Here is a 21,020-nt window from a genome sequence, read left to right on the forward strand (position 1 = left end):
GCCGTATGGCGTACGCCGGGCCGCCGGGTCCGACTGCCGGTGGAGGCCCGGGTGCACGCTGTGGGCGGACGAGCGGTGCCCGGCACCTCTGCCCCGCCGCAGTCGCGTACGTCGGCCCTGGTCGGAGCGGGTTCGGCCGTCGCCGCCCGGCCGGCCGGGAGTGCTCCGGGGTACCCGGAGGGGAGGGGCGGGTTTCCGGTGCGCGGGGCGGCCGGACGGCCCGGTGATCCGAAGGGCGGGTCTGAACCGGCCAGGACGGGGTACCCATCGGCACGTCGGCGGGGAAGCCGCCGCAACCGTTCGGATCCATGTCCGGGAGGCACACGATGACGCACCCCGACCCCGTACCCCCCACCCCGACGCCTCCGCCCGGGCCTGGTCCGGGACCGGTGCCGGGGCCGGGCCCCGGTCCGCTGCCGCCCGACCCGATTCCGCCGGTGCCGCCGGGGCCGAACCACCCCGAGCCGGCCCCGGAGCCCCAGCCCGCGCCGGCGCCCCCCGCCGGAACGGCCTGAGGCCATGGAACTGCTCCAGGCGTTCGACGCCGCTCGCGCGGAGTTCGCCCGGCGGGTGCACGGGGTGGCGGCCGGTCAGTGGACGGCCGCCACCCCGTGCACCGAGTGGTCGGTCCGCGACCTCGTCAGCCATGTCGTCGGAGAGCAGCTGTGGGCGCCGCCGCTGCTGCGCGGCGCGACGCTCGCCGAGGTCGGCGACCGGTTCGACGGCGATGTCCTCGGCGATCACCCCACGCGGGCCTGGGACCGGTCCGCGGAGCAGTCGGCCGCTGCGTTCCACCGGGACGGCGCCCTCGACGGCACCGTGCAGACCGGCGCCGGCCCCACTCCCGCCACGGAGTACGGCTGGCAGATGACCACCGATCTCGCCGTGCACGCCTGGGATCTGGGGCGCGGCATCAAAGACGACGAATCGCTGGACGAGGCCCTGGCCGCCGCGGTCCTCGCCGTCGTCGAGCCGCAGGCCGCCGCCTGGCAGGGAGTCGGGGTCTTCGCACCCCCGGTCCCGGTGCCCGGATCGGCATCCGCCCAGGACCGTCTCGTCGCCCTGCTCGGCCGCCGCCCCTGAGAGGCGCCCCTGAGATACGGGCGGCCGGACGCGGCGAGGGCGTACCGGTGCCCCGCCCCGCGTGCCGCGCGGACGGCCCTGGAGACGCGGAGGCCCGCCCGGAAGGAGTCGGCAGCCCCGGGACGTGCGAGGCCGTGCCCGGGTGCGGGTGCGGCGCCCCGCCCACGGCAGCACAGTGGTACGCATGGAGAAGATCTCGCTCAGGACCGTGGCCGAGGAACAACTCGCCCTGGCCAGGGAAGCACCGGCCGGCCGCGCCGCCGTGACCCCGCTCGGCGGGACGGGCCGCCTGCTGCGCCACACCTTGATCGCGCTCAAGGCCGGTGCCCGGATGACCGAACACGTCAGCCCCGGCGAGGCCACGGTGCTCGTCCTCACCGGACGGATGCGGCTGGAGAGCGACGACGACGCGGTCGAGGCCGTGAACGGCGAACTCATCGTGCTGCCGCCCACCCGGCAGGCCGCCGAGGCCGTCGAGGACTCGACGGTGCTGCTCACCGTCGTCAAGCCGTAGTCCGGACGGTTCCGGACCGCGCTCCGCGGTACCGGTGCGCACCTGCCGAACGGCGTGCGCCGGCACCGCGGCGCGGTACGGAACGGCGTGCGCCGGACCCGAGGCGTGCCGCGCGGGACCACGGGGCCCGGCCGCGAACGCGGAATCGGAACGGATGCCTCCGAACCGGCCCCGGCCACGGGGGACTTCACCTTCCGGCGCCCGCGCCGCACCGGGGTCCGCAGGCGGCCGAGGACGCCCGGAGGTCCGGCACGGAAAACACCGCCGCTGTTGAACACACGGGACGCCACCGTCCGTATTCACCCCAGTCGGAGGCGCGCACCCGCGCCGTATACGGGAAGCGGACTGCAGGAGTGGACATGAGGAAGTGGCGGAACGCCTCGGTCGCGACGACCGCTGCGGCGATCATGCTGACAACGGCGTGCGGGGCGGAATCCGGACCGACGGACGCGACCGGGGTGCAGCCGGCCGGGCAGGCCGGTGTCGCGCCCGGCAAGGGGAACAACGGGTACGGGCAGGGCGGTTACGGCGGGGCGGCGCCCCAGGGCGGCAAGTCGCCCGGCACCCAGCCTGCCGGACAGCTGATGGTCGGCACCAGCAAGAAGCTCGGCTCCGTACTGACCGACAGCAACGGCTTCACCCTCTACCGCTTCGACCAGGACTCGTCCGAGCCGCCGAAGTCCGCCTGCGTCGGCGACTGCGCCACCACCTGGTCGCCGGTCCCCGCGGCGGACGTCTCCTCGGCGGCCGGAATCGACTCCTCCCTGCTGGGCGAGGTGACCCGTGCCGACGGCACACAGCAGCTCACCGTCGCGGGCTGGCCCATGTACCGGTACGCCAAGGACACCAAGCCGTGGCAGGTCAAGGGGGAGGGGGTGGGCGGCACTTGGTCCGCCTCCGCTCCCGACGGCACCAAGGCGTCGGGCTCCGACGAAGCCGGCGGTGGAACCGGCGTCGGTGGCGGTGGCGGTGGCGGTGCGGAGGCCGGCGCCGGGGGAGCGGGGGCCGGCCCGGGCGGAGCGGCCGCGGGGAAGCTGCCCGCGCTCTCCACCTTCAACGACCCGAAGCTCGGCGAGATCCTCCGGGACGGGAAGGGCCGCACGCTCTACCGCTTCGACAAGGACTCCGCCTGGCCGATGAAGTCCAACTGCACCGGCGCGTGCCTGGACACCTGGAAGCCCGCCAAGCCGGTGGACAAGGCCGATGTCGAGGGCGTCGACCCCGAGCTGCTCACCACGTTCACCCGCCCCGAGGGCGAGGAGCAGCTCGCGATCGACTGCTGGCTGCTGTACTGGTACACCGGCGACGAGAAGCCCGGGGACACCAACGGACAGGGCGTCGGCGAATCCTGGTCCGTGGTCGCACCCGACGGTGAGAAGGTCGAGTAGCCGACCGGAACCCGCCCACCGGGCGGCCGTCGCGGCCATGCGGGAACGGTGCGGCGGAGGGGCCGATGACCAGTGCGTCGGCCGCTCCGCCGCACCGGGCCTGCCACCGCCGGGTCTGCCACCATCTTTCGAAAAATCGGGCAAACAATGACAGAGTTGCGCTGAAGGGCACAGCTGACCGTCGGCGCGCCGCCCCGCGCGGTTCCCCGCCGCTCCGGGAGGGTGACATGGTTGATCGGGGAACGGCCCCGGCCTCCACCCCGTTGCCGGACGAGTGGCCCATGCGCCCCGAGATCAATCTGGCGCTCAACCGCATGGGCAGTTTCGACTGGGATCTCGACAGCGGCCGCATGCACCTGGACGCCGCCGCCCTGAGCGTCTTCGAGCTGGAACCGGACGACTACGACGGCGACCCGGCGACCCTCTCCCGGCACATCCCCGCGTCCGAGGCCCGGCGCCTGGACGCCGTGGTCGCGCAGGCGCTCCGGGACGGCAGCACCACCTTCGGCACCTACTTCCGCACCCGCTGCCGCGACGGCTCCCTGCGGTGGACCCACACCCAGGGCTACGTCCACCGCGACAGCGACAGCGACGGCCGCCCGCACCGCGTCGTCGGGATCATCCGCGACGCCACCGCGGAACTCGCGCACTCCGCGGAACGCCTCGCCCTCGCCGAAGAGCGGCGGCGCCAGACCAGCGTCGTGGAGGAGACCACCGCCGCCCTCGCCCACGCCATCACCGTGCAGGACGTCATCGACGTGCTGGCCGACAGCCAGGGCATGGGCCGGCTCGGCGCGGTCAGCCTGGTGATGGGGCTGCTGGAGGACGGCCGGATGCGGGTCGTCGTCGAGGGCCAGGAGGGCAGCAACGTCCCGGAGCTGGAATACACCCGCGTCGACGAGGACTTCCCGATGAGCGAGGTGGTGCGCACCCTCACGCCCCGTCTGATGACCTCGCCGAAGGAGTTCGCCCGCCGCTACCCGCGGCTGTGGCCGCACATCGAGCCGCTGGACGTCTCCGCCGCCGCGTATCTGCCGCTGATCGCCCAGGCCCGGCCGCTCGGCGCGCTGGGCTTTCTCTACCGCGACAAGCAGTCGTTCAGCCCCGAGGAGCGCAACCTCCTCGTCGCCCTCAGCAGCAGCATCGCGCAGAGCCTCCAGCGGGCCATGCTCTTCGACCAGGAGCACGACATCGCGGAGAACCTCCAGACGGCCATGCTGCCGCGCAGCATCCCCGACGTGCCCGGCGCCCACATCGCCGTCCGGTACCGCTCCGCGCGCTTCGGACGGGACATCGGCGGCGACTGGTACGACGCCATCCCCGTGCCTGGCGGCCGCGTCGGGGTGGTGATCGGGGACGTCCAGGGCCACGACACCCACGCTGCGGCCGTGATGGGTCAGCTGCGCATCGCCCTGCGCGCCTACGCCGCCGAGGGCCACGCGCCCGCCACCGTCATGGCGCGGGCCTCGGTCTTCCTCAACGAACTGGACACCGACCGCTTCGCCACCTGCGCATATGCCGAGGCCGACCCGGTGGACGGGGCCCTGCAGATCGTCCGGGCCGGGCACGTCGACCCGCTGATCCGGCACCCGGACGGCAGCTGCCGGAAGCTGGGCCTGGCCGGCGGGCTGCCGCTGGGGCTCTCCGCCCAGTTCGGCCGCAACGACTACCCGGTCACCCGGCTCGCCCTCGACCCGGGGGAGACCCTGATCCTGTTCACCGACGGGCTGATCGAGCAGCCCGGCGCCGATGTGGACGACGGCCTGCGCCGGCTGCTGGAGGCGATACGCCGCGGCCCGCACGAGGTCGAGGCCCTCGCCGACCACCTCGGCGCGGAGATCGGGGCACAGGGCGGCGGCGACGACATGGCGATGCTCCTGCTGCGCCGGGAGGGCCCGGCCGTTCCGGAGCTGGGCCAGCGCCTGTACCGGCACATCTCGCCGGCGGACCCGGAGGCCCTGATGGCCGTCCGGCAGGCGATCGGCGACGCGGTACGGACCTGGGGCGCGCGGAGCCGTGCGGACGAGGTCGAACTCGTCGCCGACGAACTCATCACCAACGCCCTCCTGCACACCGACGGCGGCGCCGTGGTGACCGTCCGGATGCTCGGGGGGACCGACCACCGGCTGCGGGTCGACGTGGAGGACATGTCCAGCGGCCTGCCCCGCCGGCGCGAGCCGGGGGAGACCGGCGTCTCGGGGCGCGGGCTGCTGCTGGTGGACCGGCTCGCCGACGTCTGGGGCGTGGAGGCCCAGGGCGCCGGCAAGAGCGTGTGGGGCGAGTTCATCCTCCAGGACCGATGAGGCTCCGGGACCGGCACCGGCAACTCCGGGACCGATACCGGTCAGGCACCAGGGCCGATGAGGAGCGGTGCGCGGGCCTCGGCCCGGCCGGGACCGGCCGGCCCCCGGCGGCCGTGCCCGCCCGGGTACCCGTGCCGGTACGGGGCGTGCGGGTGCGGGGTTCCGTGCGGGGCCCCACCGGGCAGGGATCCCGCGTGAACGCACACGAGTGGGACCGACTGACGATGGCCGTCGTGGCCTGCGCCCTCGCCAATGACGGCGAGGGCGCCGCCGCGCTCCTGGAGCCGCTCGACGCCCGCGACGTCAGCCACGTCACGGTCCGCCTCGCGGCCATGGCCGCCGAGGCACTGCTGCTGGAGGCGGACGCGGCGGGGGTCGGCCGGGCCGAGGTGCTAGGACGGTGGCAGGCGCGCATCCTTGAGCACGAGGCCCGCCCGGCCGAGTAGCCGGCGCCCCGTCCCGGGCAGTTGGCCGCCGCCCCGCCCGGCGGAGCGGCCGGCGCGACACCGCGTCCGGTCGAGGAGCCGGTGTGCCGCCCGGGGCCCGGTGCGCCCCGCCGGACGGCGCCGCCCGAGCCCGCCCGGCAGCCGTCCCGCCCGCGGTGCGAGCCGCCCCGCACGCGAACCGCTCCGCACCGAACCGCTCCGCACCGAACCGCTCTGCACCCGAGCCGCTTCGTACCCGAAACGCTCCGCACGCGAGCTGCCAAACACGAACCGCCAAGTACGCGAGCCGCCCCGCACACGAACCACCGAGCGCCACGGCACCGGGCCGGCAGGGATCCGTCCCGCCGCCCCGGTGCCCGCGCCCCGGTGCCCGCGCGCAGGGGCCCGGTCCGGGTCAGATCTTGTGGTAGTTCCGGGCGTCGTCGGTCGCCGAGAGGACCAGATCGAGGTCCGCCCCCGCCGACGCGGTGACCAGCGCCGCCACCGCGCCCTCCACGAAGGGCGCGTCGGCGATCCGCACGCCCTCCGGCAGCGCGGCCGCGCCCGTCTCGGCCAGCAGCGCTTTCACCGTCAGCACGGCGCTGCCCATGTCGCAGATCACCACCACGCCGCGGCCCGCGTCCGCGTGCTTGATCGCGTCGCGGATCAGCGTGGCGCTGGTCCCGATACCGCCGTCCTCGACACCGCCCGCCACGCCTATCGGCGCCGGAGTGCCCGACCCGACCAGGGCCTTGGCCAGTTCCGCCGTGGCGGCGGCCACGTCACGGCTGTGCGAGACCAGGGCCACCCCGACCATGGCCGCGGTCCCGGTGGCGGCCGGCTGGGCCCCCTCCTCGTCGTCCGTCTCCTCCGCACCGCCCGCGGCCTCCGCCGCCCCGGCCTCCGCGGTCCCGGTCACCGCTCCGGTGCCGGACGGGGCCGCGGGCTCGTCCCCCGCCGTCGCCGTGACGTCGTAGAGGGCGGTGATCAGCAGGGCCGACGACGCGGCACCGGGGTCCTTGTGGCCGATGCTCCGCTCGCCGAGGTAACTGGCCCGCCCGCGCCGGGCCTGCAGCGGGACGGTCGCCTCGGCCCCCTCCCGGGCCGCCTGCGAGGCCGCCGCGAGGGCCTGCGGGACCTCGGCCCCGCCGCCCAGCGCCACGCTGTACGCCTCGGCGGCCGGAGCCAGCGCGTCGACCATCGTCTTGTCCCCGGGCCCGGAGTCGCCCAGCCGCCGCACCCCGGCCACCGCGGCCGCCAGCGCCTCGCCGAGCGCCTCGGGGGTGACGGGGTCCTCGTCGCCCAGGACCCGGCCCGCGCGGCGCAGCACCGTGCCGTACAGCGGACCGGACGCACCGCCCACCGTGTTGGTGAGGTGGGTGCCGAACGCCTTGAGCAGTGCGCCCGGCGAGCCGGGGGGTTCGGCCGTCACCACGGCGAGCGCCGAGGTGAAACCGCGCTTGAGGTTGGCACCGTGGTCCGCGTCCCCGATGGCGGAGTCGAGCTCGGTGAGCTGGGCGGCCTGCTCGGTGATGACCTTCGTGGCACGGTCGAGCCACCGGAGAAAGAAGGCGGTGTCGAGTACGGCGGAGGCGGGGCCCGTCGGGTCGGTCATGGGCGGAGACTCCTCGGCTCGGAGCGGATGCGGGCGTACGGCCTGCGCGCGGGGGTACGGGCCGTCCGCCACCAGTCTGCGCCCGCGGCGTCCGGTCAGCCCCCCACGGCGGTCGCCGGAGGACGTTCCCGCACCGGGGAACGGACCGATGAACCGCAGGTCGTGGGCCGTACCGTAGCGTTCCGCGGCCTTCGCTGCCCATCCGTGGGAGTGTGCCGCGACGATCTTGTCCACCTCGTCCCCGAACCTCCGCGGACCGGCACCCCGACGAGCCGCCGCGCGTCGCCCCGCCGCGGACGGCCGGGGCAGGACAACGGGTCGGGCAGGACAACGGGCGGTGTGGCGACCGGCGGCAGTGTCACCGGCGCGGTGTCACCGACATTGCGTCGCCGGAAGCAGGGCAGCCGCCCGGACCGCTCCCGTGGGGGAGTCCGGGCGGCGCCCCGCACCGCCGGTCAGCCGATGGCCTTGATGAGTTCGCCGTTCGCGGTGTCGCCGCTGAGCTCCCAGAAGAAGGTGCCGCCCAGCCCCTGCTGGTTCTTCCAGGCCGTCTTCGCGGCGATGGTCTGCGGGGTGTCGTAGCTCCACCACTGGGAGCCGCAGTGGGCGTACGCGGTCCCGGCGACGGTGCCGTTCGCCGGACACCGGCTCTTCAGCACCTTGTAGTCCTCGATGCCCGCCTCGTACGTGCCGGGCGCCGCCCCGGTCGCGGTGCTGCCCGGGGCCTGCTGGGTGACGCCGGTCCAGCCGCGCCCGTAGAAGCCGATGCCCAGCAGCAGCTTCGACGCGGGGATGCCCAGCCCCCGGAGCTTGGAGATCGCGGCGTCGGTGGTGAAGCCCTGCTTCGGCAGCCCCGGCCAGGAGGTGAGCGGGGAGTGCGGCGCGGTGGGGCCCTGGGCGGCCCAGGCGCCGAAGAAGTCGTACGTCATCGGGTTGTACCAGTCGACGTAACGGGCGGTGCCCGCGTAGTCGGCGGCCTCGATCTTGCCGCCGGGGGAGGCGTCGGCGGTGATGGCCGCGGTCACCAGGTTGCTGTCGCCGAACCGGGCGCGCAGCGCCTGCATCAGGGTCCGGAAGGCGTCGCGTCCGCTGCTGTCGCAGCTCAGGCCGCAGGCGTTCGGGTACTCCCAGTCGATGTCGATGCCGTCGAAGACGTCCGCCCACCGCGGGTCCTCGACCAGCCGGTAGCAGGAGTCGGCGAACGCGGCGGCGTTGCGGGCCGCTTCGCCGAAGCCGCCGGACCAGGTCCAGCCGCCGAAGGACCAGAGCACCTTGAGGCCGGGGTGCAGCCTCTTCAGCTTGCGCAGCTGGTTGAAGTTGCCGCGCAGCGCGCCGTTGTCCCAGGTGTCCGCGGTGCCGTCGACGCTGGAGGCGGCGTCGTAGAACTTGTCGTAGTCCGCGTAGGCGTCCCCGATCCGGCACTGGCCGCCGGTGACGTTGCCGAAGGCGTAGTTGATGTGGGTGAGCCGGTTTGCGGACCCGGAGGCCTGGATGTTCTTCACGTGGTAATTGCGCTGGTAGACGCCCCAGTTGGTGAAGTAGCCGAGGACCTTGGAGCCTGCCGCCGCCGTCGCCGGGGCGGCGGCCCGCGGCTGGTCCGCGGCGGCGGGACCCGCGGGAAGGGCCGCGGCGAGCAGCGTCGCGCAGACGGCCGCCAGGACCGTGAGCAGGGTGCGGAGGCGGGCGGGGGGCCGGTTCGGTCTGAGCATGTTTCTCCTCGGTGTGGGGGAGGGCGGCGGCGCCGGCCTCGGCCGAGTTGACATGGACGCGAAGAGCGATGCTGGAACGTTAGAAGGACTAGACCAATACGTCAATGGTTCGGACCAATAGGGGAACGATGGAATCCATCCCGGCCGACCTGTGACGTGCGTCCCCCGATCGGGCATACTCAACGCGCCAGAGCCGCTGGTCAGGCCCCTTCGAGACCCGACGGGGCTGCACCGACCGGCAGAACGTCCGGTGGCGCCCGCCCTACCCCGTGCGGAAGGCCGCCGCAGCGCCCGACAGGGAGGAGAGCGCCGCCATGACCGACCGCGCCGCACAGCCGGTGGAACGCCAACTGCCCACCGAGGAAGCCCGGGATCTCTTCGGTCTCGTCCGCGAGCTGGCTCAGCGGGAGATCGCACCGCACGCGGCCGAGGAGGAGGCGGAGAACCGCTTCCCCCGCGAGGTCTTCTCCCTCCTCTCCGAGGCCGGTCTCCTAGGCCTGCCGTACGAGGAGGAGTACGGCGGTGGCGCCCAGCCCTACGAGGTCTACCTCCAGGTCCTGGAGGAGCTCGCCGCGACCCGCCTGACGGTCGGCCTGGGCGTCAGCGTCCACACGCTCGCCTGCCACGCCGTCGCCGCGTTCGGCACCAAGGAGCAGCGCACCGAGTACCTTCCGGCCATGCTCGGCGGCGGCCTCCTCGGCGCGTACTGCCTCTCCGAGCCCGCCTCCGGCTCCGACGCCGCGTCCCTGCGCACCCGCGCGGTCCGGGACGGCGAGGACTGGGTCATCGACGGCACCAAGGCGTGGATCACCCACGGCGGCATCGCCGACTTCTACACGGTCCTCGCCCGGACCGGCGGCGAGGGCGCCAAGGGCATCACCGCGTTCCTCGTCCCGGGCGACGCCCCCGGCCTGTCCGCCGCGGCACCCGAGCGCAAGATGGGCATGAAGGGGTCGCCCACGGCCCAGCTGCACTTCGACGGGGTCCGGGTCCCCGACGCCCGTCGCGTCGGGGACGAGGGCCAGGGCTTCGCCGTCGCGCTGTCCGCCCTCGACTCCGGCCGGCTCGGCATCGCCGCCTGCGCCATCGGAGTGGCCCAGGCCGCCCTGGACGAGGCGCTGGCCTACGCCGCCGACCGGCAGCAGTTCGGCCGCCCGATCGCCGACTTCCAGGGTCTGCGCTTCATGCTCGCCGACATGGGGACCCAGATCGAGGCCGGCCGCGCCCTGTACCTCGCGGCGGCCCGGCTGCGGGACGCGGGCCTGCCGTTCTCGAAGCAGGCGGCGATGGCCAAACTCTTCTGCACCGATACGGCCATGAAGGTGACGACCGACGCCGTCCAGGTGCTCGGCGGCTACGGCTACACCGCGGACTTCCCCGCCGAGCGGTACATGCGGGAGGCCAAGGTGCTGCAGATCGTGGAGGGCACCAACCAGATCCAGCGCATGGTGATCGCCCGGCACCTGGCGGGGCCGGAGAGCCGCTAGCGCCGGCGGCCTTCGCCGGGACGCGCCGGCCGGTGGGCGACGCCGAAGCGCGCGAGCCCGGCAGGGGCCTGTCACGGATCCCGGGGCTCGGACGGGTCATCTCCCGGCCCGTCGCCGGAGCCTCTTGGGTCCCGGCTGGGGCGCGGCGGCCGGGCGTGACGCGAGGACCGGCCCGACCTGGGCTCGGCTGCGGGGCCGGGGCCGGAACCGAGTGCGGGACCGGCCTGGCGCGGACGTCGGCTGACGTGACCTCACCCGCCTCCCGTGCGGGGCGGGTGAGGGGATGCCGGGCAGGCCCGGCGCGTGACGCGGATGGTTCCCGGGGCCGGAGCCCGGCGGCGCGCCGGGCGAAGGGCCGGCCCCCAGGGGGCCTTACGAGCGGGTGGGCACCCGCAGCGGCCGGGAACCCGGGCCGCCCACGTGGGAGAACGGCTGCCGGCGCCAGTCCAGGCCCTCCGGCAGCGTCAGCAGCATCGCGGCATCCTGCTCCAGGGCGGCCGGAGTGCCGTCGGCAGGCATCGTCCCGGCGACACCGCGGCCCGTCCCCGGGCAGACCTCGAGGCCGAACGGGTTCCACGGCGTCGGGCACAGAGCGTGTTGCGGGAGGACTTCCTCCTCGGCGAGCAGCGCGATCGCCCGCGCGCAGTCCGGGCAGATGACCCGGAATATCTCGTAGGTGCCGGTACTGTCCTCGTCGCTCTCGTCGTCGGCACCGAGGCCGTCCGGCACGAGGTCCGCGTCGACGGACGAGGTCTGAATGCGGTCGCTGCGACCGGGGCGCTTCAGGCTGCGCATGGTTCTTCTCCCCCTCAGATGGGCCGGCAAGGCACTGCGGCCTCGACCACAGCAACCATTTCCCTGACCGTCCGACAGGTAACCGCGACGCTCCGGGGGACCCTGCCCGAGTTATGTGGCGTTCGTCACATGGTCTGGGTGGCGCCCCCGGCTCGCCCCTCGGGCGCGCGGAGTGCATCGCCGGCCTGCGCCTCGCAAACGAAGGACGCCTGACGGATCGGCGATCGTTCGCGGTGGCCGAGTCGTCCGGCGGTCACGAAACCTGTGGTCAGGGCCGCGGGTGATCCACCATAGCCCGTCGTCGCGACCGACCTGTCGTGCACCGGAGTTCGCGCCCCGGCTCCTCGGAAGCAACGGAGTCGGCCAACTCGCCCGCACCGAAGCGGTGTTGCGCGCGGACGTGCGGGCGTTCGCGCCCCGGTCCGGCTGCCGCGAAAGGGCCGGGCCGGGGCCGTGCCTCAGCGTGCTCCGGCGAGAGCGGCCAGCGGGTGGTCCGCCAGGAAGCCGAAGACCAGGGTGCTGAACTCGTCCGGCCGCTCCAGCCCCAGAGCATGGCTGGAACCCGGCCCGCAGAACACCTCGTACCGCGCGTCCGGCAGCCGTGCGGCGACCGCCTGACCCATCCGCGGAGGGCAGAGCACGTCCTTCTCCCCGGCCACGACCAACGTCGGCCCGGTGATGGACGGCAGGCGGTCCAGGATGTCGTGCGCGAGGGCCGCGTCCCACTGCTCCACCGTCGTCCGCAGCTGCTTCTCGGTGCGCGGGAACAGCGGCAACAGCTCCTCCAGCAGCTCCCCGGCGGCCGGAGACCTGAGCAGCTCGGGGGAGAAGACGAGGCGGAGCACCGAGACCGCGGTCTCGGGGTCGCGGCGGGCGAACGGGTACCGCAGAGCCGTGAACATCGCCCGCATGTACCCGTCGGTACGGCCCCAGGTCGACCAGAGGACGAGCGCTCCCAGCCGTTCGGCGTGCCGCAGCGCGAAGGCCTGGGCCACACCCGACCCGAACGACCAGGCCAGCACATGGGTCCGGGTGATGCCGAGGGTGTCCAGCAGCGCGGCCATGTCGTCGGCGGCCGTGTCCATGGAGAGCGGCCCGTCGCCGGCGTCCGACTCACCCAGCCCGCGGTAGTCGAAGCAGATCAGCCGGTAGCGGGTGGCCAGCGCCCGGATCAGCGGGCCCCAGCCGTCCTTCGAGCCGCCTGCCCCCGTCACCATCAGCAGCGGCTCCGCCTCCGGGTCGCCGAACTCGGTGACGGATAACCGGATACCGGTGGACAGTTCCTGCATCATGAAGATCTCCCCCGTCGTGTCCTGCCATGGAACACTGCCACTCGCCGGTGGCCGCGGGCAACCGAGTGTGACCGTGTTCCGGCCGTGCCCGGCCACCGGCCGGCCGTCCCACCGCGGCGTCACGCGGACGGCCCCGTTCCGCCCGGGAGGGGCCGACGGCCCGCCGCCGGACCCGCGCGCGGGGCCCGCCGGGCTCCGGTCGAAGCCGTGTACGGCCGGAGGCCAGGTGTGCCAAGGGGGCACCGGCGCTGTAGGTTCTTGCGGTGTGGAGGAACTGGACCGGCAGATTGTGGAATTGCTCGTCAAGGACGGGCGCATGAGCTACACCGACCTGGGCAAGGCCACCGGCCTGTCCACGTCGGCGGTGCATCAGCGCGTCCGCAGGCTGGAGCAGCGGGGTGTCATCCGCGGGTACGCGGCCGTCGTCGACCCCGAAGCCGTCGGCCTTCCGCTGACCGCGTTCATCTCGGTCAAGCCCTTCGACCCGAGCGCCCCGGACGACATCGCGGACCGGCTCGCCGACATCGCCGAGATCGAGGCGTGCCACAGCGTGGCGGGCGACGAGAACTACATCCTCAAGGTGCGCGTCGCCACCCCGCTGGAGCTGGAGCACCTCCTCACCCGGATCCGCTCCCAGTCCGGTGTCTCCACCCGCACCACGGTGGTGCTCTCCACGCCGTACGAGGCCCGCCCGCCCCGTATCTGAACGCCCCTTTATCCTCCCTTTATCCGACCGTCCGCCCCGCCGTCCCACCGGGCGCCGCGGGGCGACCGGGCACGCCGGCGGCCGACCGTCCGACCCCGGGGCGGGGATCCGCTCGCGCGCGGGAGACACTGACCGTCATGAGTGAGAGCCCCACGCGCCAGGACGACGCCCCCCGCACGCTGCTGCTGCGCGGCGGAACCGTCCACAGTCCCGCCGACCCGTTCGCCACCGCCATGGTCGTCGAAGGCGGCGCGGTCGCGTGGGTGGGGTCCGAGGGGGCCGCGGACGCCTTCGCCGACGGCGTCGACGGGATCGTGGACCTTCAGGGGGCTCTCGTCACCCCGGCCTTCACCGACGCCCATGTGCACACCACCGCGACGGGGCTCGCGCTCACCGGACTCGACCTCTCCGGCACCCGGACGCTCACCGAGGCCCTGGACCGGGTGCGGGCGTACGCCGCCGAACGCCCGGGGGACCGGATCCTCCTCGGTCACGGCTGGGACGCCACCCGGTGGCCCGAGCAGCGGCCTCCGTCCCGTGCGGAGCTGGAGGCCGCGGCGAACGGCCGGCCCCTCTATCTCACCCGGGTGGACGTGCACTCGGCGGTGGTCACCGGTGCCCTGCTGGACCTCGTCCCCGGCGTCGCCGGCCTCCCCGGCCACAGCCCCGAGGGACCGCTCACCCGGGAGGCCCACCACGCCGTGCGGAGGGCCGCCCACGCCGCCGTCACCCCCGGACAGCGGGCCGCGGCCCAGCGGGCCGCCCTGCGCCGCGCCGCCTCGCTCGGCATCGGCACCGTCCACGAGTGCGGCGGCCCCGACATCTCCGGTGCGGACGACTTCACCGGCCTGCTCGAACTCGCCGCGCACGAGCGCGGGCCCCGCGTCCTCGGCTACTGGGCGGAGCAGATCCGGAACGCGGAGGACGCCGCCCGGATCCGGGAGCTCGGAGCGGTCGGCGCCGGGGGAGACCTCTTCGTCGACGGTTCCCTCGGATCGCACACCGCCTGCCTCCACGAGCCGTACGCCGATGCCCCGTCCGACGCCTCCGACGGCGGCGGGCCGCACACCGGCACCGCGTACCTGGACGCCCCGGCGATCGCCGCCCATGTCGCGGCCTGCACCGAGGCCGGGCTCCAGGCCGGCTTCCACGCCATCGGCGACGCAGCACTCACCGCTGTCGCGTCCGGCGTCCGGGGCGCCGCCGAACGCCTCGGACCGGCCGCGGTCCGCGCCGCCCGCCACCGGGTCGAGCACGCCGAGATGCTCACCCCGGAGACCATCGCCGACTTCGCCGAACTGGGCCTGACCGCCTCGGTGCAGCCCGCCTTCGACGCCGCCTGGGGCGGGGCCGACGGCATGTACGCCCAGCGGCTCGGCACCGAGCGGGCCCGCACCCTGAATCCGTACGCCGCGATGCTGCGTGCCGGTGTGCCGCTCGCCCTCGGTTCGGACAGCCCCGTCACCGCGCTGGACCCGTGGGGGACGATCCGGGCGGCCGCCTTCCACCGCACCCCCGAGCACCGCATCTCGGTCCGCGCCGCGTTCACCGCCCACACGCGGGGCGGTTGGCGGGCCGTGGGCCGCGACGACGCCGGGGTGCTCGTGCCCGGGGCCCCCGCCGACTACGCCGTCTGGCAGGCCTCGGACCTGGTCGTTCAGGTCCCTGACTCCCGCGTCGCCAACTGGTCGACCGACCCCCGCTCCGGCACCCCCGGGCTGCCCGACCTCACCCCGGGGACCGAACTGCCCGTCTGCCTGCGCACCGTGGTGGGCGGACACACGGTCTTCGCACGGCCGAACGAGTGACGTACCGGGGTGGCGCGCGGCCGGAACTCCCGGTGCCGGTCCGTCGCGTCACCTGCGGATCTTCCCCACTGACCTGCCGCGTCCCGCAAGAGGCGCAGGTCAAGCGGCTGTTGACAGAACGCGGGCGGCGGCCGGTAGGTTCGGCCGAGTCCACCACAGGACGTCCGACCGGAGAAGAATCTCCACGCAGTCGCCGCACGCCGCTGGGCATTGGGGCGGTGCGCCGCACGGTGCACCGCCACTGGGAGCCAGGTCCAGCGTCCGCGCCACGGGGGCGAGGGGGGTATCGGCCGGTCGGCAGGTGCGACCCGGGTGGGGCCCGGACGTTCAGTAGACAACGGCTCTCGGTCGATCCGCAGCCAGCGGGTCCCAGGTCGGCCCGAAGGGCGCCGGGCCCCCATCCGTTCGATCCGGTACGGCGGGCGTGCGGCCGGTGCCACCTGTAGCCTCCCGCCCTCGGCCGGACGGCCTCCGCGTACCGGCGCTTCCCGGGATCTCCGCGCCCGCCTCATGTCCCACGCTTCGCCGGACCACGCTTCGCCGGACCACGTTCCGCCGGCTCGCGCTTCGCCGGCCCACGTCCCGCCGGACCACGTCCGGCCGCCCGCGTTCCGCTTGCCGCGTTCCGTGACGTCCCCCCCCAAGTCCCGTGGCCCGGCCGCACCCGTCGCGGCGCTGCGGCGCCGTGTGCCGCCTGCCCTCGGTTCCGGACAGCCCCGGCCCCCTGCGGGACCGCTCCCGGTCACCGTCCTCCGGCCCCCGTCGATCGGGCCCGCACACAAGCGGAGTGGCAGCTTCCGGGCCGGGGTGCACCCACCGGGCCCATGGCCCCGCCTCCGCGATGTACCGTCACCAGACGACTGCACGACCTGCAAGGAAGGCCGCGACCGTGCCATCGGGTCCCGATACCACCACCGCCCGTGCCTCCGGAGGCGCAGCTTCCGGGCGCCGCGAGGCAGACCTCGCGGCGCCGGGCGGCTCCGCCGCCGGGGCGGAGTCCGACCGCACCGCCGACCAGGCGGACGCGGCATCCGGCCCCGACGGGCCCACGGAGGGCTCCGACGTGCCCGCCGGGGAACCGGCGGGGGCCGGCGCCGAGACCGGCCGGGCGCGGCGGATCGGGCGGGCCGTGCGCCGCGAGGCGCCGCGCACCGCTGCCGCCGCCGTCGCCGGGGCGGCGCTCGCCCTGGCCTTCCCGCCCTACGGCTTTTGGCCGCTGTCGGTGCTCGCCGTGGCCGGGCTCGGCCTCCTCACCCGGGGCCGTACCGCCCGGCAGGGCGCCTGGACCGGTTTCGCCTTCGGCCTGCCGTTCTTCTTCGTGCTGCTCCGCTGGCTCCATGTGGTCGGCTACGACGCGGTCGTCGGGCTCTCCGTCATCGAGGGGCTCTTCCTCGCCGCCCTCGGCGCGTGCCTGGCCGTCGTCTCCCGGCTGCCGCTGTGGCCGCTGTGGGGTGCCTGCCTGTGGGTCGCCGAGGAGTGGGCGCGCGACCGCGTCCCGTTCGGGGGATTCCCGTGGGGGCGGCTGGCGTTCGCCAACACCGGCTCGTCGTTCACCCCGTACGCGGCCCTCGGCGGCGCCGCGCTGGTCACCTTCGCGGTCGCGCTGAGCGGCATGCTGCTGGCCGCCGCGGTCGTGGGCGCCCTGCGGCTGCGCCGGGCGCCGCGCGACCTCCGGTCCGCGCTGCCCGGAGCCGGCGCCGCGGTCCTCGCGGTGAGCGTCGCCGTCGCCGGCTACGCGGTGCCCGTGCCCACCGCCGCCGACGACCACGTCGACATCGCCGTCGTCCAGGGCAATGTCGAGCAGCCCGGGATGAACTTCCTGGGCCGTCCGATGAAGATCCTCAACAACCATGCCGACGCCACCCTCGACCTGGCGAAGCGCGTGAAGGAAGGCCGGGCCGAGCGGCCCGACCTGGTGATCTGGCCGGAGAACGCCTCCGACCTCGACCCGTTCCAGTACCGGGAGGCGTACGACCGGATCGACGGGGCGGTCAAGGCGATCGGGGTCCCCGTCCTGATCGGGGCCCTCATCGACCACCCGGGCAAGGAGGGCTACGTCGAGAACCAGGGCATCGTCTGGGACCCCCGGACCGGCCCCGGCGCCTCTTACACCAAGCAGCACCCCGTGCCCTTCGGCGAGTACGTCCCGTTCCGCGACCAGCTCAGCAAGGTGATCACCCGGCTCCAGCGGGTGCCCCGCGACTTCTACCCCGGCGACCGCACCGGCGTCCTCCAGGCCGGGCCCGCCCGGATCGGCGACGTCATCTGCTTCGAGGTCGCCTACGACGAGATCGTCCGGGACACGGTGCAGAAGGGGGCGCGCGCCCTCGTCGTCCAGACCAACAACGCCACCTACGGCCGCACCGGCCAGCCCGACCAGCAGCTCGCCATGTCCCGGCTGCGGGCCGTCGAGCACGGCCGGGCCGTGGTCACCGCCGCCACCAGCGGCATCAGCGCCGTCGTCGCCCCCGACGGCACGGTCGAGCAGCGGACCGCGGAGTTCACCCGCGACGTGCTCACCGCGCGCCTTCCCCTGCGTGACGAAACGACGGTCGCCGACCGCGTCGGCGCAGGTCCGGAGTGGGCTCTCGCTATGGTGGGCCTTCTGGCCTGCGCCGCCGGGATCATGATCGGCCGGCGGGGACGAATGGACGGGAAGGGGCAGAAGTGAACGACGGTGGCGCGGTTCCGCGCAGCGGGGCGCAGGAGCGGCAGTACGGCCCGCTCGGCACGGCTCTGGTGATCATCCCGACCTACAACGAGGCGGAGAACGTCAAGTCGATCGTCGGTCGGGTGCGGGCCGCGGTGCCGGAGGCGCACGTCCTCGTCGCCGACGACAACAGCCCGGACGGCACGGGCAAGCTCGCCGATGAGCTGGTGGCCGAGGACGAGCAGGTCCATGTGCTGCACCGCAAGGGCAAGGAGGGTCTCGGCGCGGCCTATCTGGCCGGATTCCGCTGGGGCATCGAGAACGGCTACGGCGTCCTCGTCGAGATGGACGCCGACGGCTCGCACCGGCCCGAGGAACTGCCGCGGCTGCTCACCGCCCTCAAGAGCGCGGACCTCGTCCTCGGCTCCCGCTGGGTGCCCGGCGGCCGGGTGGTGAACTGGCCCAAGTCCCGCGAGTTCATCTCCCGCGGCGGCAGCCTCTACTCCCGGCTCCTGCTCGGCGTCCCGATGCGCGATGTCACCGGTGGCTACCGGGCCTTCCGCAAGGAGACCCTGGAGGGCCTGGGTATGGAGGCCGTCGCCTCGGCGGGCTACTGCTTCCAGGTCGACCTGGCCTGGCGGGCGGCGAAGGCGGGCTTCCACATCGTGGAGGTGCCCATCACCTTCGTGGAACGCGAGTTCGGGGACAGCAAGATGAGCCGCGACATCCTCGTCGAGGCGCTGTGGCGGGTCACCGGCTGGGGCATCTCCTCCCGGGCGAAGCGTCTCCTGGGCCGCGACGGGCGGTGACCCCGCGACGGCCCGCGACCACGGCGCGGGCCCGTAAGCCTCGGATTGCGCGGTACCGGGCGGGCACGCCCCGGGTGGGCAACTGCCCGTCTGCCACGCCCGGACCCTCGGGCCGGGCCCGCCTGAGATCTCCCTGTGGAGACCGGCCCCGGTGACCGTCGGCCCGCCTTGCCGGAATGGGTGCACAGCACTCTCCCGCCGAGGCTCCGTACGGCATTCTGAGGACGGGGGTGGGTACCCGGACGTCATCCGGAGGTGTTGTCACATGCCCAACCCGCAGATCATCAAGGACGAGAAGACCTACCAGGCCCTGCGCCGCGAGGGTGCGAGCAAGGAGAAGGCCGCCCGGATCGCCAACGACGCCGGCGGCTCCCGCCGGGCCACCGGCCGCAAGGGCGGCAAGGCCGGGGCGTACGAGGGGCGGACCAAGGACGACCTGTACCGCGAGGCCAGGAAGATCGGTATCGAGGGCAGGTCCGGCATGTCGAAGGACCAGCTCATCTCGGCGCTCCGCAACCGCTGAGCCGAAGCCCCACCGGCGGCGATGCGCCGAAGCGGCGGACTGACGGCCGCCCGCCGTACGCTCCACTGCCGTGCGGTGCCGTGGAGTGGCCGAAGGGGCGTGGAACGGCAACGGAGGGGCCCGGCAGTGTCCGGGCCCCTCCGTGTGCGACGTCAGTCCGTCGGCTCGTCCGGGGCGGGCTCGTCCGGGTTCACCCCGGTCGGCTGCGGCGCGCCCCGCGGCCCGGTACCCGCCTCGTCGGTGTCCGGCATCCGCTCCCCGTCCCCGTCGTCGAGGGACGATCCGTCGGCGTCCCAGCGGTCGGGGCCGGTCTCGGCGTCGGCCTGCTGATCGGGCAGGTCCCGGGGGATGCCCTCGCCGCCGTGTCCTTCCGGAGCTTCGCTCGGTCGTTCGCTCATGGCCCCATCCTCACTCGCTTACGGGGTTCGTGCCGGGCGGGCGGGTACCCGGCGGGGCCGCCGCGCATGCGCCGCTCCCCGTGAAAGATCGACACCGGCCCCGGCCCGGCAGTCGTCGTGCGGCGCCGCATGTCGATCAGCGGGGTGTCCGGCTCGTAGCGCCGGCCGCTGAAGCGGCGTCGGGGCGTGGGTCCCCCGGTACGGACAGGGGGCGGGGCCATGGGCGTACAGCGGGGCGTCACGCTCAGCGCCCGCATCCGCGCCTCCGCCCGCGCACCGATCGAGCGGTGGGGCCACGGAAGGCGGGGCCGCGGGCGGGTGACCGCCGGACCGGGGCAGCACCGGACAGCCGCCCCGGCCGGCCGGCGGCGTCAGTGCCGGGCCCGGTTGCGCGCCCGGGCGTTGCGGCGTCGCAGGGCCCGGCGTTCGTTCTCCTCGAGACCGCCCCAGACACCCGAGTCCTGGTTGTTCTCCAGGGCCCATTCGAGGCACTGCTCCGTGACCGGACAGCGCGCACAGACGGTCTTCGCCTCCTCGGCCTGCAGGGCCGCCGGGCCCGAGGTGCCGATGGGGAAGAAGAGTTCCGGGTCCTCGTCGATGCAGGCAGCGCTCTGGCGCCAGTTCATGGGGTCAACTCCGTTTCCGCGCCCTGTGCGGGCGCATATGTGCCGGTCCGGTGCGCGTACCCGGGAGCACGGCGGGAATGCACGGGTCCGGCGTACGGAGGCCGACCCACCGCTCCGATTCCGCCACCGGCCCAGGCACACTGGGACACATGACGACCGGCACACCGCACCAGAATTCGTCCCGGGGCCGAGAGCCCGGCCGCCGGCGCTCACGCGCCCGCAGGTTCCTGCCGCTGGCGGTCGCCGCCTGGCTGGTGCTGGAGCTGTGGCTGCTGATCGTGGTGGGGGAGGCCTTCGGCGGTCTCACCGTTCTGCTGCTGCTGGTGGCCGGAGCGGTGCTGGGCGGATACGTGATCAAGCGGGCCGGCCGCCGGGCGTGGCGAGGGCTCACCGCCGACCTCCAGGCCGCCCAGGCGGGCGGATCCGGTGACCGGCAGGAGGACGACCGGGCGCGCGACGGCGACCGGAGCAGCGGCAATACGCTTCCCATGCTGGGCGGGCTGCTGCTGATGATGCCGGGGCTGATGTCGGACGCTCTCGGACTGCTCTGCATCCTCCCGCCGACGCGGACGCTGCTGCACCGCTCGCTGGAGCGGTCACTGGAGCGCCGGATGCGGACCGCACAGCCCGGGACCTTCGGTGACGCCTTCCAGCAGGCGCGGATGCACCGCCCGGACGGCAAGGTCGTCCAGGGCGAGGTCGTCCGGGACGACATGGACGCGCCTGGGGGCCGCCCGCATGACGAGGACGGGCCGCGCCCACCGCTCACGCACTGAGCCGCGGGGCCCGGGACTGGGCCGGTGTGGGCCGCGGGGCCCGTCCCGGGCGCGACGGCAGTCCGGCGGGCCGGTGGGCCGGTGGGCCGCCATGCTCCCGGGCGTCCCGGAGC

At 74.5% G+C, this 21,020-nt stretch carries 18 protein-coding genes; 12 read left to right on the forward strand and 6 right to left on the reverse strand.

Features of this window, described 5'->3' with window-relative positions; all coding sequences use genetic code 11:
• The first annotated feature begins 519 nt into the window (after positions 1-519).
• From ABT112_RS00590 to ABT112_RS00610, 5 genes are all read left to right on the forward strand, one after another.
• Positions 520-1,083, forward strand: coding sequence for a TIGR03086 family metal-binding protein (locus tag ABT112_RS00590; protein ID WP_351503927.1), 564 nt, complete (start codon positions 520-522; stop codon positions 1,081-1,083).
• Between the two features lie 184 nt (positions 1,084-1,267).
• The gene (locus ABT112_RS00595) at positions 1,268-1,597 is read left to right on the forward strand and encodes a cupin domain-containing protein (protein ID WP_351503929.1); all 330 of its coding nucleotides are present in this window, start codon (positions 1,268-1,270) and stop codon (positions 1,595-1,597) included.
• Positions 1,598-1,956: 359 nt separating this feature from the next.
• Entirely contained in the window at positions 1,957-2,985 is a 1,029-nt protein-coding gene (locus ABT112_RS00600) for an SCO0930 family lipoprotein (RefSeq protein ID WP_351503931.1), read from the forward strand.
• A 227-nt stretch (positions 2,986-3,212) separates the two neighbouring features.
• Positions 3,213-5,288, forward strand: coding sequence for a SpoIIE family protein phosphatase (locus tag ABT112_RS00605; RefSeq protein WP_351503933.1), 2,076 nt, complete (start codon positions 3,213-3,215; stop codon positions 5,286-5,288).
• Positions 5,289-5,482: 194 nt separating this feature from the next.
• Positions 5,483-5,734, forward strand: a complete 252-nt coding sequence (locus ABT112_RS00610; RefSeq protein ID WP_351503935.1) for a hypothetical protein — start codon at positions 5,483-5,485, stop codon at positions 5,732-5,734.
• Between the two features lie 394 nt (positions 5,735-6,128).
• On the opposite strand, the gene dhaL is transcribed toward ABT112_RS00610, so the two are convergent.
• Together dhaL and ABT112_RS00620 are read right to left on the reverse strand one after the other, a co-directional pair.
• Positions 6,129-7,328, reverse strand: a complete 1,200-nt coding sequence (dhaL, locus tag ABT112_RS00615; protein WP_351503937.1) for a dihydroxyacetone kinase subunit DhaL — start codon at positions 7,326-7,328, stop codon at positions 6,129-6,131.
• A 455-nt stretch (positions 7,329-7,783) separates the two neighbouring features.
• Entirely contained in the window at positions 7,784-9,037 is a 1,254-nt protein-coding gene (locus ABT112_RS00620) for a glycoside hydrolase family 18 protein (protein WP_351503939.1), read from the reverse strand.
• A gap of 314 nt (positions 9,038-9,351) precedes the next feature.
• Between ABT112_RS00620 and ABT112_RS00625 the strand changes: the two genes are divergently transcribed.
• Positions 9,352-10,524 (forward strand): acyl-CoA dehydrogenase family protein, encoded by a 1,173-nt coding sequence (locus ABT112_RS00625; RefSeq protein ID WP_351503941.1) that lies wholly within the window; start codon positions 9,352-9,354, stop codon positions 10,522-10,524.
• Positions 10,525-10,896: 372 nt separating this feature from the next.
• Here ABT112_RS00625 and ABT112_RS00630 read toward each other — a convergent pair whose 3' ends face one another.
• Positions 10,897-11,319: a hypothetical protein gene (locus tag ABT112_RS00630; protein ID WP_351503943.1), complete on the reverse strand. Its 423-nt coding sequence runs from the start codon at positions 11,317-11,319 to the stop codon at positions 10,897-10,899.
• Between the two features lie 458 nt (positions 11,320-11,777).
• A complete protein-coding gene (locus ABT112_RS00635; RefSeq protein ID WP_351503945.1) occupies positions 11,778-12,611 on the reverse strand; it encodes an alpha/beta fold hydrolase in 834 nt (277 codons plus the stop codon).
• A 265-nt stretch (positions 12,612-12,876) separates the two neighbouring features.
• Between ABT112_RS00635 and ABT112_RS00640 the strand changes: the two genes are divergently transcribed.
• From ABT112_RS00640 to ABT112_RS00660, 5 genes are all read left to right on the forward strand, one after another.
• Positions 12,877-13,317 (forward strand): Lrp/AsnC family transcriptional regulator, encoded by a 441-nt coding sequence (locus tag ABT112_RS00640; protein ID WP_351503947.1) that lies wholly within the window; start codon positions 12,877-12,879, stop codon positions 13,315-13,317.
• Positions 13,318-13,454: 137 nt separating this feature from the next.
• Complete coding sequence (locus ABT112_RS00645) at positions 13,455-15,125, forward strand: amidohydrolase (RefSeq protein ID WP_351503950.1); 1,671 nt, start codon at positions 13,455-13,457, stop codon at positions 15,123-15,125.
• An 889-nt stretch (positions 15,126-16,014) separates the two neighbouring features.
• Complete coding sequence (gene lnt, locus ABT112_RS00650; protein WP_502975201.1) at positions 16,015-17,796, forward strand: apolipoprotein N-acyltransferase; 1,782 nt, start codon at positions 16,015-16,017, stop codon at positions 17,794-17,796.
• On the forward strand, positions 17,793-18,584 hold the full coding sequence (locus ABT112_RS00655; RefSeq protein WP_351503952.1) for a polyprenol monophosphomannose synthase: 792 nt from the start codon (positions 17,793-17,795) through the stop codon (positions 18,582-18,584). Before lnt ends, ABT112_RS00655 begins: the two co-directional genes overlap by 4 nt.
• Positions 18,585-18,849: 265 nt before the next feature.
• The gene (locus tag ABT112_RS00660; RefSeq protein ID WP_351503954.1) at positions 18,850-19,107 is read left to right on the forward strand and encodes a DUF7218 family protein; all 258 of its coding nucleotides are present in this window, start codon (positions 18,850-18,852) and stop codon (positions 19,105-19,107) included.
• Positions 19,108-19,259: 152 nt separating this feature from the next.
• Here the strand turns inward: ABT112_RS00660 and ABT112_RS00665 are convergent, their stop codons facing one another.
• On the reverse strand, positions 19,260-19,505 hold the full coding sequence (locus tag ABT112_RS00665; protein ID WP_351503955.1) for a hypothetical protein: 246 nt from the start codon (positions 19,503-19,505) through the stop codon (positions 19,260-19,262).
• 371 nt (positions 19,506-19,876) lie between these two features.
• Positions 19,877-20,131, reverse strand: coding sequence for a WhiB family transcriptional regulator (locus tag ABT112_RS00670; RefSeq protein ID WP_351503957.1), 255 nt, complete (start codon positions 20,129-20,131; stop codon positions 19,877-19,879).
• A 149-nt stretch (positions 20,132-20,280) separates the two neighbouring features.
• Here ABT112_RS00670 and fxsA point away from each other — a divergent pair, with 149 nt between their 5' ends.
• Entirely contained in the window at positions 20,281-20,907 is a 627-nt protein-coding gene (gene fxsA, locus ABT112_RS00675; RefSeq protein WP_351503959.1) for an FxsA family membrane protein, read from the forward strand.
• Positions 20,908-21,020 lie beyond the last annotated feature (113 nt).

The sequence above is a fragment of the Streptomyces sp. NPDC002055 genome (assembly GCF_040296705.1).
In the GTDB taxonomy this organism is placed as follows: Bacteria; Actinomycetota; Actinomycetes; order Streptomycetales; family Streptomycetaceae; genus Streptomyces.